14 protein-coding genes are annotated in these 15,694 nt (G+C 34.5%); 6 read left to right on the top strand and 8 right to left on the bottom strand.

Annotated features, from left to right (window positions below):
- Window positions 1–12: 12 nt before the first annotated feature.
- The 3 genes from HNQ90_RS10215 to HNQ90_RS10205 all read left to right on the top strand — a co-directional run bounded on the left by HNQ90_RS10215 (window position 13) and on the right by HNQ90_RS10205 (window position 3,120).
- Window positions 13–2,265 carry a TonB-dependent receptor gene (locus HNQ90_RS10215; RefSeq protein WP_144115699.1) on the top strand — a complete coding sequence of 751 codons (2,253 nt, stop codon included), beginning with the start codon at window positions 13–15 and terminating at the stop codon, window positions 2,263–2,265.
- An 84-nt stretch (window positions 2,266–2,349) separates the two neighbouring features.
- Window positions 2,350–2,757, top strand: a complete 408-nt coding sequence (locus HNQ90_RS10210; protein ID WP_144115698.1) for a heavy-metal-associated domain-containing protein — start codon at window positions 2,350–2,352, stop codon at window positions 2,755–2,757.
- A 12-nt stretch (window positions 2,758–2,769) separates the two neighbouring features.
- Window positions 2,770–3,120 (top strand): ribose-5-phosphate isomerase, encoded by a 351-nt coding sequence (locus HNQ90_RS10205; protein WP_144115697.1) that lies wholly within the window; start codon window positions 2,770–2,772, stop codon window positions 3,118–3,120.
- 95 nt (window positions 3,121–3,215) lie between these two features.
- Here HNQ90_RS10205 and groL read toward each other — a convergent pair whose 3' ends face one another.
- The 8 genes from groL to miaB all read right to left on the bottom strand — a co-directional run bounded on the left by groL (window position 3,216) and on the right by miaB (window position 10,567).
- Entirely contained in the window at window positions 3,216–4,847 is a 1,632-nt protein-coding gene (gene groL / locus HNQ90_RS10200) for a chaperonin GroEL (protein ID WP_144115696.1), read from the bottom strand.
- A 123-nt stretch (window positions 4,848–4,970) separates the two neighbouring features.
- The gene (locus HNQ90_RS10195) at window positions 4,971–5,246 is read right to left on the bottom strand and encodes a co-chaperone GroES (RefSeq protein WP_144115695.1); all 276 of its coding nucleotides are present in this window, start codon (window positions 5,244–5,246) and stop codon (window positions 4,971–4,973) included.
- Window positions 5,247–5,386: 140 nt separating this feature from the next.
- Window positions 5,387–5,743: a preprotein translocase subunit SecG gene (secG, locus tag HNQ90_RS10190; RefSeq protein WP_144115694.1), complete on the bottom strand. Its 357-nt coding sequence runs from the start codon at window positions 5,741–5,743 to the stop codon at window positions 5,387–5,389.
- On the bottom strand, window positions 5,743–6,702 hold the full coding sequence (locus HNQ90_RS10185) for a hypothetical protein (protein WP_144115693.1): 960 nt from the start codon (window positions 6,700–6,702) through the stop codon (window positions 5,743–5,745). Before HNQ90_RS10185 ends, secG begins: the two co-directional genes overlap by 1 nt.
- Before the next feature lie 43 nt (window positions 6,703–6,745).
- Window positions 6,746–7,252 carry an LPS assembly lipoprotein LptE gene (gene lptE / locus HNQ90_RS10180; RefSeq protein ID WP_144115692.1) on the bottom strand — a complete coding sequence of 169 codons (507 nt, stop codon included), beginning with the start codon at window positions 7,250–7,252 and terminating at the stop codon, window positions 6,746–6,748.
- Window positions 7,253–7,326: 74 nt separating this feature from the next.
- On the bottom strand, window positions 7,327–8,598 hold the full coding sequence (locus HNQ90_RS10175) for a sigma 54-interacting transcriptional regulator (RefSeq protein WP_144115691.1): 1,272 nt from the start codon (window positions 8,596–8,598) through the stop codon (window positions 7,327–7,329).
- Between the two features lie 32 nt (window positions 8,599–8,630).
- Window positions 8,631–9,107 carry a hypothetical protein gene (locus HNQ90_RS10170; RefSeq protein ID WP_144115690.1) on the bottom strand — a complete coding sequence of 159 codons (477 nt, stop codon included), beginning with the start codon at window positions 9,105–9,107 and terminating at the stop codon, window positions 8,631–8,633.
- Window positions 9,108–9,118: 11 nt separating this feature from the next.
- Window positions 9,119–10,567: a tRNA (N6-isopentenyl adenosine(37)-C2)-methylthiotransferase MiaB gene (gene miaB / locus HNQ90_RS10165; protein WP_144115689.1), complete on the bottom strand. Its 1,449-nt coding sequence runs from the start codon at window positions 10,565–10,567 to the stop codon at window positions 9,119–9,121.
- 329 nt (window positions 10,568–10,896) lie between these two features.
- On the opposite strand from miaB, the gene HNQ90_RS10160 reads away from it, so the two are divergent.
- The 3 genes from HNQ90_RS10160 (at window position 10,897) to topA (ending at window position 15,688) form a co-directional block, all read left to right on the top strand.
- Entirely contained in the window at window positions 10,897–12,129 is a 1,233-nt protein-coding gene (locus tag HNQ90_RS10160) for an LVIVD repeat-containing protein (protein ID WP_144115688.1), read from the top strand.
- 110 nt (window positions 12,130–12,239) lie between these two features.
- Complete coding sequence (locus HNQ90_RS10155) at window positions 12,240–13,025, top strand: hypothetical protein (protein ID WP_144115687.1); 786 nt, start codon at window positions 12,240–12,242, stop codon at window positions 13,023–13,025.
- Between the two features lie 143 nt (window positions 13,026–13,168).
- On the top strand, window positions 13,169–15,688 hold the full coding sequence (gene topA, locus HNQ90_RS10150) for a type I DNA topoisomerase (protein ID WP_144115686.1): 2,520 nt from the start codon (window positions 13,169–13,171) through the stop codon (window positions 15,686–15,688).
- Window positions 15,689–15,694 lie beyond the last annotated feature (6 nt).

Raw genomic sequence — 15,694 nt, 5'->3', positions numbered from 1 at the left:
AATTTATTAAGAATGAAAAAAATTATATATATAGTTGTAATGCTCCCGGTTTTGCTGTTTTCGCAAGATAATATAACAGGAAAAATACTTGATGCTTACGATAAAACCAGAGAAATAGGGTTGGCAGGAGCTAACGTTTATTGGCAAGGTACAGAAGTTGGAACGGTAACCGATATTGATGGTAATTTTTCGCTATCGTACAAGCCAGAATACCGGAAGCTTATTATAAGTTACGTTGGTTTTAAAACAGATACATTAACTGTTAATGCGCCTAAAAAAATTAAGCATTGGTTGCAACCTAGCGATAATTTAGATGCCGTTATGGTAAAATCTAGAAAGCAAACCACCGCGAAATCGTATTATAAATCGGCTAATGTTATTAATGTGAGTAGTGCAGAGTTGTTAAAGGCGGCTTGTTGTAATCTTTCGGAGAGTTTTGAAACAAACCCTTCTATAGACGTTAATTTTGCCGATGCTATGACGGGAACACGACAAATTAAAATGCTAGGGTTAACGACCCCTTATATTTTAATTGCCACCGAAAATATCCCGTCTATTCGTGGGGCATCGCAAGCCTATGGTTTAAGTTTTATTCCTGGAACTTGGGTGGAAAGTATTCAAATTACCAAAGGTGCCGGTAGTGTTGTTAATGGGTTTGAAAGTATTGCTGGCCAAATTAATGCCGAATTGGTTAAACCATCTACCGACGATAAATTGTTTGTTAACTTATACGGCGCATCTAGCGAGCGGTTGGAGCTTAATACACACATAAACACTAAGGTGAGCGATAAATGGCATACGGGTTTGTATATTCATGGTAATACACATAATGGTGAGCATGATGTTAATGATGATGGCTTTTTGGATATGCCAAAATTTAATCAAATTAACCTGATGAATCGTTGGCAATATACCGATACAGAAAAGGGTTTTGTAAGCTTTGTTAATTTGAAGTTTTTAAATGATGAAAAGCAAATGGGCGAGTTGGATTTTAATCCAGATACCGATAAGCTAACAACCAATAATTGGGGTGGCGAAATTAATACGAAACGTTATGAGATTTCTACTAAGTTTGGTTATGTTAACCCGGAAATTCCGTGGCAAAGTCTTGGGGTGCAAACGGCTTATAGTAGCCATAAACAAGAATCGTATTTTGGTTTAAATACTTATGATATTACACATAACAGTTTGTATGCAAATGCTATTTATAACTCTATAATTAGCGATTCTAGACATAAAATAAAAACAGGAATTAGCTATACTTACGATCATTACGACGAGTTTGTAAATGCGGGGGCGTTAGATGCAGATTTTGAAAGAACCGAAAACTCGGTAGGTGCGTTTTTTGAGTATAGTTTTGATAATTTAGAGCTGTTTAATCTTACTGCAGGTGTGCGAGTGGATCATCATAATTTGTTAGGTGAATTTATAACACCACGAGTTCATGCACGTTATTCGCCGTGGAGTAAATCGGCCTTTAGAGCATCGTTTGGTAGAGGGAAACGAAGTGCTAATATTTTTACCGAAAACCAACAAATGTTCTCTACATCTAGACAAATTAATATACTAGATACTGGAGGAAGTGTGTATGGTTTAGACCCTGAAATTGCATGGAATTATGGCGTATCTTATTTACAAGGTTTTAATCTTTTTGGCAGGAAAGCAGATATAACTTTAGATTATTATAAAACCGATTTTAAAAATCAAATTGTAGTAGATTGGGAAACCCCTACCGAGATAAATTTTTATAATTTAGACGGAAAAAGTTTTGCAAATAGTTTTCAGGCCGAATTGAATTATAATGTTTTTGAGCATGTAGATTTGCGAATGGCTTATAAATTTTATGATGTAAAAACCGATTATAATTCAGGCAGATTAGAGCGCCCGTTAACATCTAAACATCGATTTTTTACAAATATTGGATACGAGACCGAACATAACGAAACAAAACTCGATTTCTGGAAGTTTGATGCCACCTTTAATTGGTTAAGTGACCAACGTTATGCCAATACAAGTGCGAATCCTACCCAGTATCAATTGCCCGAGCGAACACCAACGGTTGCAACTTTAAATGCGCAAATAACCAAGGTGTTTTCTCCAAAATTTGAAGTATATTTAGGAGGTGAGAATATTACAAATTTAAGACAGTCTAATCCTATTTTAGGTGCAGAAGACCCTTTTGGTGCGAATTTTGATTCTACCTTTGTATATGGCCCCATTTTTGGAAGCATGTATTATGCAGGCTTGCGATTTAAACTTCGTTAGAAAAATAGAAGTTTAAATTAATAACTAGAAAATTAATTAAGAAGACCTCTAACGAGGATATTAAAAATATTAAATAATTAAAACATGAAAAAACTATTAGTAATAGCTTTAATGCTAACCGGAACATTAACATTCGCACAAAACAAAAATGCCAAAGCATCAATAGAGGTGGATGGTATTTGTGGTATGTGTAAAGCACGTATTGAAAAGGCATGTTTAAATACAAAAGGCGTAAAGTTTGCAGATTGGAGTATAGACACCCATGAGTTGAAATTAATTTTCGACGACCGTAAAACAAGCGTTGCTACAATAGAAAAGCAAGTGCTTGCTGCTGGACACGACACTAAAGTATTAAAGGCAACAGATGAAGCTTATGCTACTGTGCACCCTTGTTGTAAATATCGTGATGAGGCGGTAATTGACGACCATGCACCAAAAAAAGAAGAAGAGCATAAGCATGAAGAAGGTGACGACCATAATCATAACCACTAGAGTATAACCTTTATGCCTAAAGCGCAATATCGTATTTATGTGATAGAATTATCCAAACGGGTGTATACTGAAAATGCTAAGTTTCGTGCAGCAAATCCGCAATTTAATGGCGTATTAGAATGTTTGTATGTAGGTATGACAAGTAAAACGCCTAAAGAAAGATTCATCCAACATAAAACAGGGTATAGAAATAAGAAAGGCTATAAGTTGTCGTCCAATATTGTACAGAAATATGGATCGTATTTAAGACCTAGTTTGTACAATCATATCGATCCTATAAGTTCTAGAGCCGAAGCTTTAAAAATGGAAGAAGCATTAGCTTTAGAGTTGCGTAGAAAACGTTATGCGGTTTGGTTTAATTAAAAATTGAAATATATAAAATAAAAAAGCCTTTGATGAAAATCAAAGGCTTTTAAGTTTATAAATTGACAGGAGTCAATGTGTATGGGTATTCACCATTACATCATTCCTGGCATTCCGCCACCGCCCATTGGAGGCATAGCAGGAGCATCTTCTTTAATATCTATTAAAGCACACTCTGTTGTTAGAATCATTCCAGCTACCGAAGCTGCATTTTCTAAAGCAATGCGAGTTACTTTTTTAGGATCGATAATACCAGCTTTTAGCATATCAACATATTGTTCAGATTTAGCATCGTAACCAAAATCTTTTTTACCTTCTAATACTTTATTGATAACTACAGAACCTTCGCCTCCAGCATTTTCAACAATAGTTCTTAAAGGAGCTTCAACAGCTTTATTTACTATTTGTACACCAGTAGTTTCATCTAAATTATCAGTTGTAATTTTTGCTAAAACAGATTTTGCTCTAACTAAAGCAACACCACCACCAGCAACAATACCTTCTTCTACAGCAGCTCTCGTTGCGTGTAAGGCATCATCAACACGGTCTTTTTTCTCTTTCATTTCAACTTCACTTGCAGCACCTACATAAAGTACAGCAACACCTCCAGCTAATTTAGCTAAACGCTCTTGTAGTTTTTCTTTATCGTAATCTGAAGTTGTAGTTTCAATTTGAGATTTAATTTGGTTTACTCTAGCTTTAATATCTCCAGCTTTTCCAGCACCATTAACAATAGTTGTATTGTCTTTGTCTACAGTTACTGTTTCAGCAGTACCCAACATGCTTAAATCTGCATTTTCAAGAGTAAATCCTCTTTCTTCAGAAATTACAGTTCCACCAGTTAATATAGCGATGTCTTCAAGCATTGCTTTACGTCTGTCTCCAAATCCTGGAGCTTTAACAGCTGCAATTTTTAAACCACCTCTTAATTTGTTTACTACTAAAGTAGCTAAGGCTTGTCCGTCTACATCTTCTGCAATGATTAATAAAGGACGACCAGATTGTGCAACTGGTTCTAATATTGGAAGAATTTCTTGTAAGTTAGAAATCTTTTTGTCAAATAATAAAATGTATGGATTTTCTAAATCAGCAATCATTTTATCAGCATCAGTTACAAAGTAAGGAGATAAGTATCCTCTGTCGAATTGCATACCTTCAACTACGTCAACATAAGTTTCCATACCTTTAGCTTCCTCAACAGTAATAACACCTTCTTTACCAACTTTACCAAAAGCTTGAGCGATTAACTCTCCAATAGTATCGTCGTTATTTGCAGAAATAGCAGCAACTTGTTTTATTTTTTCAGAAGAATTACCAACTTTTTGAGCTTGCTTTTCAAGATCTTTAACAATGGCTTCAACAGCTTTATCTATACCACGTTTTAAATCCATTGGGTTAGCACCAGAAGCTACGTTTTTTAAACCTTCTTTTACAATAGCTTGCGCTAATACAGTAGCAGTAGTAGTACCATCACCAGCTAAATCGTTAGTTTTAGAAGCTACTTCTTTTACCATTTGAGCACCCATGTTTTCGTGCTCGTCTGCCAATTCAATTTCTTTTGCTACAGATACACCATCTTTAGTTACAGAAGGAGCACCAAAGCTTTTAGAAATAATTACGTTACGTCCTTTAGGACCTAATGTTACTTTTACTGCATTGGCTAATGCATCTACACCACGTTTTAAACCGTCGCGTGCTTCAATATCAAATTTTATGTTTTTTGCCATAATGAAAATTTTTTAAAATTTTTAAATCTCAATTGTCATACTTTAAAAATGCCAAAATTGGAATTAGAAAGTTTTATTGAGAATTTTTGGAATTTTGTTTTTTTATTTTTTTGGAATTTGCAATTAGATAATTGCCAGTATATCACTCTCACGCATGATTAAATAATCGCTACCTTCAAGTTTAAGTTCTGTTCCTGCGTATTTTCCATATAAAACGGTGTCTCCAACTTTAACTGTAATAGGCTCATCTTTTGTTCCTGGGCCAGCAGCAACTACAGTTCCTTTTTGTGGTTTCTCTTTTGCATTATCTGGAATAATAATTCCTGAAGCTGTTTTGGTTTCGGCTGCAGCAGGTTCAATAAGAACACGATCTGCTAAGGGTTTAATGTTTAATGCCATTTTTATATAGTTTTTTATAATTTATATTAATGATTAAGTAAGGTGCTAAAAATGTGCCATTACTTGTTAACTGACAAACTTGCAGAAACAAAAAATGCCAACTCTATAAGTTGGCATTTAATTGTTTGTTTTTATGCTAATTACTCTGCTGCCGAATCCTCTGGAGTTGCAGTCGTTGTGTCATTTGTTGTTGGTACAGCTGGTAAAGGTTGTGTGCTTTGTGCATCGGTATCTAAAGCTTTAGATTCTATACCTGCATTCCCTCTATCAATTGCAATGTTTGAAACTAGTATTAATACTAATAACAAAGTTGCTAATGTCCATGTACTTTTATCTAAAAAGTCGGTTGTCTTTTTTACACCACCTAATTGTTGTGTACCGCCACCACCAAAAGATGATGATAATCCGCCACCTTTAGGGTTTTGAACCATAATTACAACGATTAGCAAAAATGCTACAACTACTATAAGGACTAAAAATATTGTAAACGTACTCATTATTCTCTATTGTTTTGTTCTTGTATGTGCTCTACAGCTTTAATTTGGTTTGCAAAGAAACTACTTTTTTCTGGATATTTCAAACTTAAAATTTTATAAGATTGAATTGCTTTTTTGTAGTTTTTTTGTTCAACATAAATACGTGCTAAAGTCTCGGTCATTAAAGCCTCTGGCTGTATCATTTGTGCATTTGCCAAATTCCCTTTGGAAGGTGCCGTTTTATCAGGGCTTATTTTTGGGTTTTTGGCAATAAATTTATCGATAAGTTGAAACTTTTCAGCTTTTGCTAATCCTTTTGAAGGTTTAACTTCTACAGGTCTTTCTTCTTGTGTGTTCGTTTCTTTTTCTTGCTCGCGTTCTATAGGTTTAAATTGAGATAACTTTAACCACTCATTAAAGGAATGTGTTTCTTTTTTGTCAAATTGAAGCGGTTGACCAAGGTTCAATAAGTCTTCGGGTGTTGCTTCTTGAGTTTTGTTTTCCTTGGTGGCATTTTCAATATCTTTTGATTCATCTGGTTTAAAACCCGTGAATTTTTTAGGTCTATATTCTTTAGGTTCGAATAAAGCAGGGTCTAAAACACCATCGGTATCTTTAATTTGTTGTTTTAAAATATCGTCAATAGTAACGTTTCGGTTAACCGAAATGTCTTCAACATTTACAGGGATGCCTTTTAAGTTTTCAGTATTCTTTTTAATGGCCTTAGAGATTTCATTTTGAATGAAAGCTTCAGATGTTATATAATCGAATAAAATACTACGATCGGTTGTGTAAGCTGCCGTGGTTTTAAGTTCTTGATTGTATGAAATACTACTTTGGTTTTTTAATCCTTTTAAGTGTATAGCGCGTGCCGCTTGAAAATAGGGGAACCTTTCAATAATAGATTTTACAGCCTCCGTTTGCTCATGAGAAATAACTTGAGGGTGATGTAAAATATATGTAAAATCTGTTTGGTTCATTGGTTATACCTTAATTTATTGCTTTTATGTTATTTATTAATAACTACCATTTTGCTAATGTAGCGTTAAATATATCTTGAGTAATACGCTCAAAAATTTCTTCGTGTGCTGTTGTTTTTACGCTTCCTATTAATTGTGTGCTAGCAGGATAGTCATAGAAAAAAGAAAAGCTTTGTTCTAAATCGTCTTCTTCTTTTTTGGTGTTGAAAAAACGAAGTTTAACGCTAATGGTTAATCTGTTTTGTGCTGCTGTATTTGACGACGTAGCTGTAGTAGGTGAGATTCTATAATCTGTAATTTCACCTTCATAAATTAAATCGCCTCTAGATGGGTTTAAAGTTAAATTGGTTTGATTTAAAATATAATCTTCAAGTTCTATTTTAAATTCGTTTTCTAAACCTGGTTCTACAAGTAACGATGTGTTTTCAAATCGGTTTACCTGAAAAGTTTCTGTACCAGGAGGAATTGATGCTCCAGTAAATGAATATATGCCACAGCTAAAAAAAGTTATGGTTAATAGAAGAATAATGATGTATTTTGTGTGTTTCATTTGTTAAATCGATGTATAACTTGCGTTATTTGTGATTATTAGAGTATTGTTGTAACGATTAACTTTGTTTATTGTTATAAATCGAACTGCTTAATTTTTCGATAAAGTGTACGTTCGCTAATACCTAATTCTTCGGCTGCTAATTTACGTTTTCCGTTGTGACGTTCAAGCGATTTTTTAATTAATTCTAATTCCTTATCGTGTAATGAGAGCGTTTCTTCCTCTTCAATTTCTTCGGCAAAGTAATATTTATCTTGAACAGGTGTTGGAGTATCTTTACTTGAATTATGTTCTGTAATAGCGATGAGGTCGTTGTTTGAGTTAGCTTCTTTAAAATCGATATCCTCATCATCGTTATCGCCATAAATTTTTTGAATCAGGCTTTCGTTATTTTTTTCAACATCTTTTACGTTGCCGTTTTTCATGAGTTCCATAGTCAACTTTTTTAAGTCGTTTAGGTCGGCTTTCATGTCGAAAAGTACTTTGTATAAAATTTCGCGTTCGCTACTAAAATCGCTTTCCGATTTAGATGTTTTAATAACAGCAGGCAGGTTAGTGCCCGACGAAGCAGGTAAATAACCTTGTAATGTTGATGCGCTTACCGTACGGTTTTGTTCTAAAACAGAAAGTTGTTCGGCTATATTACGCAATTGACGAATGTTTCCGCCCCAACGATGTTTTAATAAAACTTGAATAGCATTATCAGTCAGTTTTATTGTTGGCATTTTATATTTTAATGCAAAATCGCTGGCAAATTTCCGGAATAAAATATGAATATCCTCTTGTCGCTCTCTAAGTGGTGGCAAGTTAATGTCTACCGTACTTAATCTGTAATATAAATCTTCACGAAATTTTTCTTTTTCGATAGCTTCAAACATATTTACGTTTGTTGCGGCTACAATACGAACATCTGTTTTTTGAACCTTGCTAGATCCTACTTTTAAAAATTCGCCGTTTTCCAAAACACGTAATAAACGTACTTGAGTTGTTAATGGTAATTCGCCAACTTCATCTAAAAAAATGGAGCCACCATCGGCAACCTCAAAATAGCCTTCGCGAGTTTGTGTTGCTCCTGTAAAGGCTCCTTTTTCGTGCCCAAACAACTCACTGTCTATAGTGCCTTCTGGAATGGCACCACAGTTTACAGCAATGTATTTGTTGTGTTTTCTATGAGATAATTGATGGATTATTTTTGGAATACTTTCTTTTCCAACACCACTTTCTCCAGTAACTAAAACCGAGATATCGGTAGGCGCTACTTGTATGGCCTTTTCGATAGCGCGATTTAGTGCTTGGTTATTACCAATAATTCCAAAACGTTGTTTTATAGCTTGAATTGATTCCATAATAATTACCCATTAAATGGGAATCTTTTTAGTTAATTTTTACTTGCTTTCTTAATAAGCTTTTTAAAATATTTTGTCATTTTAGTTTCGTTTTTATTTGAATCTAAAATGTTTTTATTGTTCATGTCTAATATGTAAATATTTACAATTGGTATTTTGATATGAGTGATTTTACCATTTAGATGTTCTTGTTTTTTATCATAATGTGAATCGTATATAATCAAAGTACCACCTTCGGTATTTATATTTTTTAGGGCTATATTTTTCCATAAGTAGGTTACTCCTAATTTACCTTTTGATGCTTCGTTAAATAGACCAAATTTTTTATTTAATAAATTTATAAGTTTATTAGAATTAAAAGAAAGGTTAGATGCTAGAGTTTTAACTTTTATAGTGTTAGTAATTGCAAGGTAATTGGTGTTAACCGTGTTTAGCTCTAGGTTAACTTGAGCGTAATTAGTTGATAATACAAATGCAAACCCTAAGAATAACACTATACTTTTACTCATACATAATACATTTAAGTGTTTTGTGAGAACCCTACAGCTTCTCCAATAAGCGTTGCACTTGTACAGTTAGTAACTTTTACATTTACAAAATCGCCTACTTTATAATGGCCTTTTGGGAATACACATACAATACTTTCTGAGGTACGACCAGACCATTGCTGATCTGATTTTTTAGATTCCTTTTCAATAAGTACTTCAACTGTTTTACCCAACCATTCTTTGGTTTTAATTTCGCTGTGAATACGCTGCAAGTCTACAATATCTTGTAGTCTACGTTTTTTTGTATCCTCTGGAACATCATCTTTCATATTTCTGCCAGCCATAGTTCCTGGGCGTTCAGAATATTTATACATGTAACCAAAATTATATTTTACGTATTTCATTAAGGAAATAGTATCTTGAAAATCATCTTCAGTTTCGGTTGGGAATCCGACAATCATATCTTGACTGATGGTGCAATTAGGTATGATTTCTCTAATGTTATCAATTAATTCCATATACTCTTCTCGGGTATGTAAGCGATTCATTTCTTTAAGAATACGATTACTTCCACTTTGCACGGGTAAATGAATATGGTTACAGATGTTTTGATATTTAGCCATGGTTTTAACCACATCTAAAGTTAAATCTTGAGGGTTTGATGTTGAAAAACGAATACGCATTTTAGGTTGTGCTTTGGCACAGATTTCTAATAGGTTAGAAAAATTTACCGAAGTTGCTTTTTGCATATCGCTGGCTTTTTCGAAATCTTTTTTAAGGCCGCCACCATACCATAAATAGCTATCTACATTTTGCCCAAGTAGAGTAATGTCTTTGTAACCTCTGCTCCAAAGGTCGTTAACTTCTTCAATAATACTTTGTGGATCTCTACTACGTTCTCTACCGCGAGTAAAAGGTACCACACAAAAAGTACACATATTATCGCAGCCACGAGTAATGGATACAAATGCAGAAACGCCGTTGGTGTTTAAACGCACCGGCGATATATCTCCATAGGTTTCTTCTTTAGATAGGATAACGTTTATAGCATCTCTACCTTCGTCTACCTCGGCAAGAAGGTTTGGTAAATCTTTGTAGGCGTCTGGTCCAACTACTAGGTCTACTATTTTTTCTTCTTCAAGAAATTTAGTTTTTAAGCGTTCGGCCATACAACCTAATACACCAACTTTCATGTTTGGGTTATGGTCGCGTTTTACTGCGTTATATTTTTCAAGGCGTTTACGTACGGTTTGTTCTGCTTTATCGCGAATAGAGCAGGTGTTTACTAGAACCAAATCGGCTTCTTCTAGGTTTTGTGTGGTGTTAAAACCTTGATTAGCCATTATAGATGCAACAATTTCGCTGTCGCTAAAATTCATGGCGCAACCGTAGCTCTCGATAAAAAGTTTACGTTTGTTGCCTTCTTTTTTGTCTATAACTAAAGATTGGCCTTGTTTATTTTCGTCTATTGTCTTTTCCATAGTGTGTCGATATTTCTACCGGGTCAATAAGTATGCAAAGATACAATAAATTTACATTTAGTGACAAAGTGGCAGTTTGATTTTATATCTTATTTTGAACTGTGATTTTTTAAGTTTTGTTGGGTTGTGTTAAGCGGTTTTGAGTAAGCGCGCAAGGGATAGTATTGGATAGCCCACAGCCCGACGAAGAAGGTGCGAGGACTTGCAACCTTTCGACTAAGCTCAAGACAGGCTTTTAGCCCGACCCTTTTGGGTTGCGCTATAAAAAAACTTATATTATATACGCAACCTTTTTATGTTTTTACATCTTTATTAAAAACACCTTGTTTATGAAATTTAAGTACCTTTTACTATTATCTCTGCTTGTTTCTGTTTGGTCTTGTGATAATAATGACGACGACGATTATGAGTTTGTACAAGTTGCAACGCCGCAATTAATGAGTAAGACTGCTTTTAGGAGCGCCGTAAAAATTGATGCGCCTAAAAGTATTGAGGCGGTTGGTAAAATTTATGTGTATCGAAATTATATTTTTATTGGCGATGTAGATAATGGAATTCATATTATTGATAACTCAAACCCCGAGTTACCTGAAGCTATAAAATTTATTAAAATCCCTGGTAACGAGGATATCTCGGTTAAGGATGGGTTTTTATATGCCGATAGTGCAACCGATTTGGTTGTTTTTGATATTAGGGATATTAATAATGTTGAGTTTGTTGAACGGTTGGAAGATGTGTTTAATGTTTATGATTACGCTGTTCCTGTTGAAGCTCAAGTTGTAGATTATGGTAAGTTTGATTATAATGAAGATATAATTGTAGGATGGACTTTGGCCACCGAGCGTCGTAAAAAAAACACAGATGTTATGTTTTTTGATGGCGATGTGTTAGCTTCTAATGTGGAGTCTGTAACGGGTGTAGGTGGTTCCTTAGCGCGTTTTCAAATTGTAAATAAGTACTTGTATGCGGTTGGTAATTATGAAATGTCTATTTTTAATATTCAGAATTTAAAAGAACCAGTCCTTGAAAATACCACGTATGCGGGATGGAATATAGAAACTATGTTTCAGGCCGATGGGTATTTGTATTTAGGTAGTACGAATGGTATGTATATTTATAGTTTGGATAACCCGAATTTGCCTGAGTATGTTTCGGAGTTTACGCATTGGGAAGGTTGCGATCCGGTTGTTGTAGATGGCGACTATGCTTATGTAACGCTACGTGGCGGTAATGCTTGTGGACAACTGGAAAGTGTGCTAGAGGTTATCGATATTAGCGATAAAACAACACCTACATTAGCGCAACGCTATACCTTAGAGAACCCTTATGGTTTGGGAGTAAAGGAAAATATGCTTTATGTGTGCGATGGTACGGCGGGTTTAAAACTATTTAATAGAGAAAGCCCTAAAGATTTGGTGTTGGTAAAAACTTTAAAAAATGTACAGGCTAAAGATGTTATTCCTTTGGAAGAAAGCTTGCTAATGATTGGCGATAACACACTCTATCAATATGAATATAAAGAAAACGATGTTAATTTAATTAGCGCTTTCAAACTAAACTAAGCTAAATAAATGTTGTTTCAAATCTGCTTACGGGCAGATTTTTTTATGTATAATTGCAACTTGTTTGTAAGTTAATATACTTACAGTTTTTCTAACCAAATTATTATAGTATGAATGTTATTGATACGCTTTTAGGTAAAATTGAACAGGCTAAAGATCTAGATTTTGGGATTATTTTTAGTGAATCTATCGAGTTATTTAAAAAAACGTGGTTACAAGGGTTTTTAATGCTTTTGTTTACCATGTTAATTATGTTGCCTTTAATTATTGTGTTTTATATACCATTAATAGGTATGGTTATAGCACAGCAAGAAAACGGTTATGCAGATAGCAGTGGCATGGAAGGTTTCTTTGCCGGTATGTCTGCCTTATACATATTGTTTATTATAGTTGCAGTACTTGTTTTAGGCTCTGTAACGTTTGCTATTAATGCTGGTTTTTACAGAATAATGAGAAAACTTGATAATAACGAGCAAGTGGTAACTCCAGATTTTTTCTATTTTGTTAAGAAGCAATATTTAGGGAAAACGTTTATGATTACGCTTGCTACAATAGGAATTGCTATACCATCGGCGTTACTTTGTTATATACCTTTATTATATGCCATGGTGCCATTATCATTTTTTGCAGTGTTTTTTGCTTTTAATCCAGATTTAACGGTAGGCGAAATTATAAAGGCAAGTTTTAAATTAGGAACAAAAAAATGGCTTATTTCATTTGGTTTAATAATTGTTTCGGCATTGTTAGCTAACATAGTAGGGTATTTATTATGTGGTGTTGGGTTGTTGTTTACAACCGCTTTTACTTATCATCCTGTATATTTGATTTATAAAAATGTAATAGGATTTGATGAGCATAGTGCTATTGATGAAATAGGAACTACAACAATAGAATAAAAAAAATAAATTTGTTTATAGGAAAAAGCCTGATTTTACTATGTTTAAATCAGGTTTTTTTGTTTCGATAATACACAGTTAATCCATAAAATGCTACAGGTAAACTTTTTTTGATATACATTTGTAGCTTCAAAAAATGAAGTATGGCGAAGAATTTAGTGATAGTGGAGTCACCTGCAAAGGCAAAAACCATTGAAAAATTTTTAGGAAAAGATTTTAAAGTAGAATCTAGTTTCGGGCATATTGCCGATTTACCTTCCAAGGAATTAGGGGTTGATGTTGATGGTGATTTTAAACCCAAATACGAAGTTTCTAAAGATAAAAAAGCAGTTGTTAAAAAACTGAAGGACTTAGCTAAAAAAGCCGACATGGTTTGGTTAGCAAGTGATGAGGATCGCGAGGGTGAGGCTATTGCGTGGCATTTAGCCGAAACTTTAAAACTGGATAAAGACAAGACGAAACGTATTGTTTTTCATGAAATTACTAAAGGAGCTATTTTAAAAGCTATTGAAAACCCAAGAAGTATTGATTACGATTTGGTAGATGCACAACAAGCGCGTCGTGTTTTAGATAGAATAGTAGGTTACGAGTTATCGCCAGTACTTTGGAGAAAAGTAAAAGGTGGTTTATCTGCAGGTCGTGTACAATCTGTATCTGTGAGATTAATTGTTGAAAAGGAACGTGACATTCAAGGGTTTACTCCAGAAGGTTCATATAGAATAGATGCAGAATTTTCTAATGAAGATGGGCAAACGTTTAAAGCTAAGCTTCCAAAGAATTTTTCTACGAAAGCCGAAGCTAAAAAATTCTTAGAGCAAAACGCTTCAGCCGATTTTAAGGTTGCCGATTTAACTAAAAAACCAGCAAAAAAATCGCCTGCTGCACCGTTTACAACGTCAACGTTACAACAGGAAGCGTCAAGAAAGTTATATTTTTCAGTAAGTAAAACCATGACCATGGCGCAACGCCTATACGAAGCCGGTTTAATTACTTATATGAGAACGGATAGTGTAAATCTATCAGACGAAGCTAAAAAAGGAGCCGAAGCAGAAATTATTAATGCTTATGGCGATTCTTATAGTAAACCAAGAAATTATAAAGGTAAAGCTAAAGGTGCTCAAGAGGCGCATGAGGCTATCCGTCCAACCAATTTTGCAACGCACTCTGTAAATATAGATAGAGATCAAGCGCGTTTATACGATTTAATCTGGAAACGTGCCATTGCCTCTCAAATGAGTGAGGCCGAATTGGAAAGAACTAATGTTAAAATTAGTGCTTCAACGCATAAAGAAACATTTACAGCCAATGGAGAAGTAATTACTTTCGATGGCTTTTTAAAAGTGTATTTAGAAGGTACCGATGATGAAGATGTAGAGCAAGATGGTATGCTTCCAGCAATGAAAACTAACGAGACATTGCTTAATAATTATATATCGGCAACAGAGCGTTATACGCGTCCGCCAGCAAGATATACCGAGGCTTCTTTAGTTAAAAAGCTAGAAGAGTTAGGTATTGGTCGTCCGTCTACTTACGCACCAACTATTTCGACTATTCAAAACAGAAATTATGTTGAAAAAGGTACTGTTGAAGGTGTTGAGAGAAGTTACGCTCAGCTTACTTTGCAAGAGGGAACTGTTAAAGATGTGACTTTAAGCGAAAAAGTAGGGTCAGATAAAGGGAAGTTGGTGCCAACTGATATTGGAATAATTGTAACCGACTTTTTGGTAAATCATTTTGACGCTATTTTAGATTATAATTTTACTGCTAAGGTAGAAGCCGATTTTGATGAAATAGCCGAAGGAAATGTAGATTGGACAGAAATGATGAAGTCTTTTTACAAGGAGTTTCATCCTGTTGTTGAGGATGTTAAGGAAAATGCCGATAGAGAATCTGGAGAACGTATTTTAGGAGAAGATCCTAAAACGGGAAAACGTGTAAGTGTGCGTTTAGGTAAGTTCGGTCCAATGGTACAAATAGGTACTGTTGATGATGAGGAGAAACCGCAATTTGCTAGTTTAAGTCCAGACCAACAGCTAAATACAATTACCTATGAAGAAGCTATGGATTTGTTCCAGCTTCCTAAAACTCTAGGTAAATTTGAAGATGAGGAAGTTACCGTTAATAATGGACGTTTTGGACCTTATGTAAAGTTTGGAGAAGCTTATGTATCGCTTCCTAGAGGTACAGATCCTTTAAGTGTAGAGTTAGACGATGCTATTGTTTTAATTAAAGAAAAGCAAAAAGCAGATGCTCCAATTTACATGTACAAAGATTTACCAGTACAAAAAGGAAAAGGACGTTTTGGACCATTTATAAAATGGAACAATATGTTTATTAACGTAAACAAAAAATACGATTGGGATAATTTATCTGATGATGAAATTGTTGAATTGATTGAAACAAAAATTCAAAAAGAGATTGATAAGGTTATTCATAATTGGGAAGATGAAGGCATACGCGTTGAAAAAGCACGTTGGGGCCGCCATAATGTTTTAAAAGGCAAAGTGAAGGTAGAGTTGGCTAAAACGGTTGATGTTACCGATATGACCTTGGATGAGGCTAAAGCTATTATAGAAGCTAATACGCCTAAAAAGAAAGCAAGAAAACCTGCGGCTAAAAAGAAAGCACCAGCTAAAAAGAAGCCAGCAGCAAAAAAGAAATAAATATAA

Origin of the sequence: Algibacter amylolyticus (assembly GCF_014202225.1) — a bacterium.
Classification (GTDB): domain Bacteria; phylum Bacteroidota; class Bacteroidia; order Flavobacteriales; family Flavobacteriaceae; genus Algibacter_B; species Algibacter_B amylolyticus.
The sequence above is the reverse complement of the archived record's forward strand: the minus strand, read 5'-3'. Positions and strand labels throughout refer to the sequence as shown.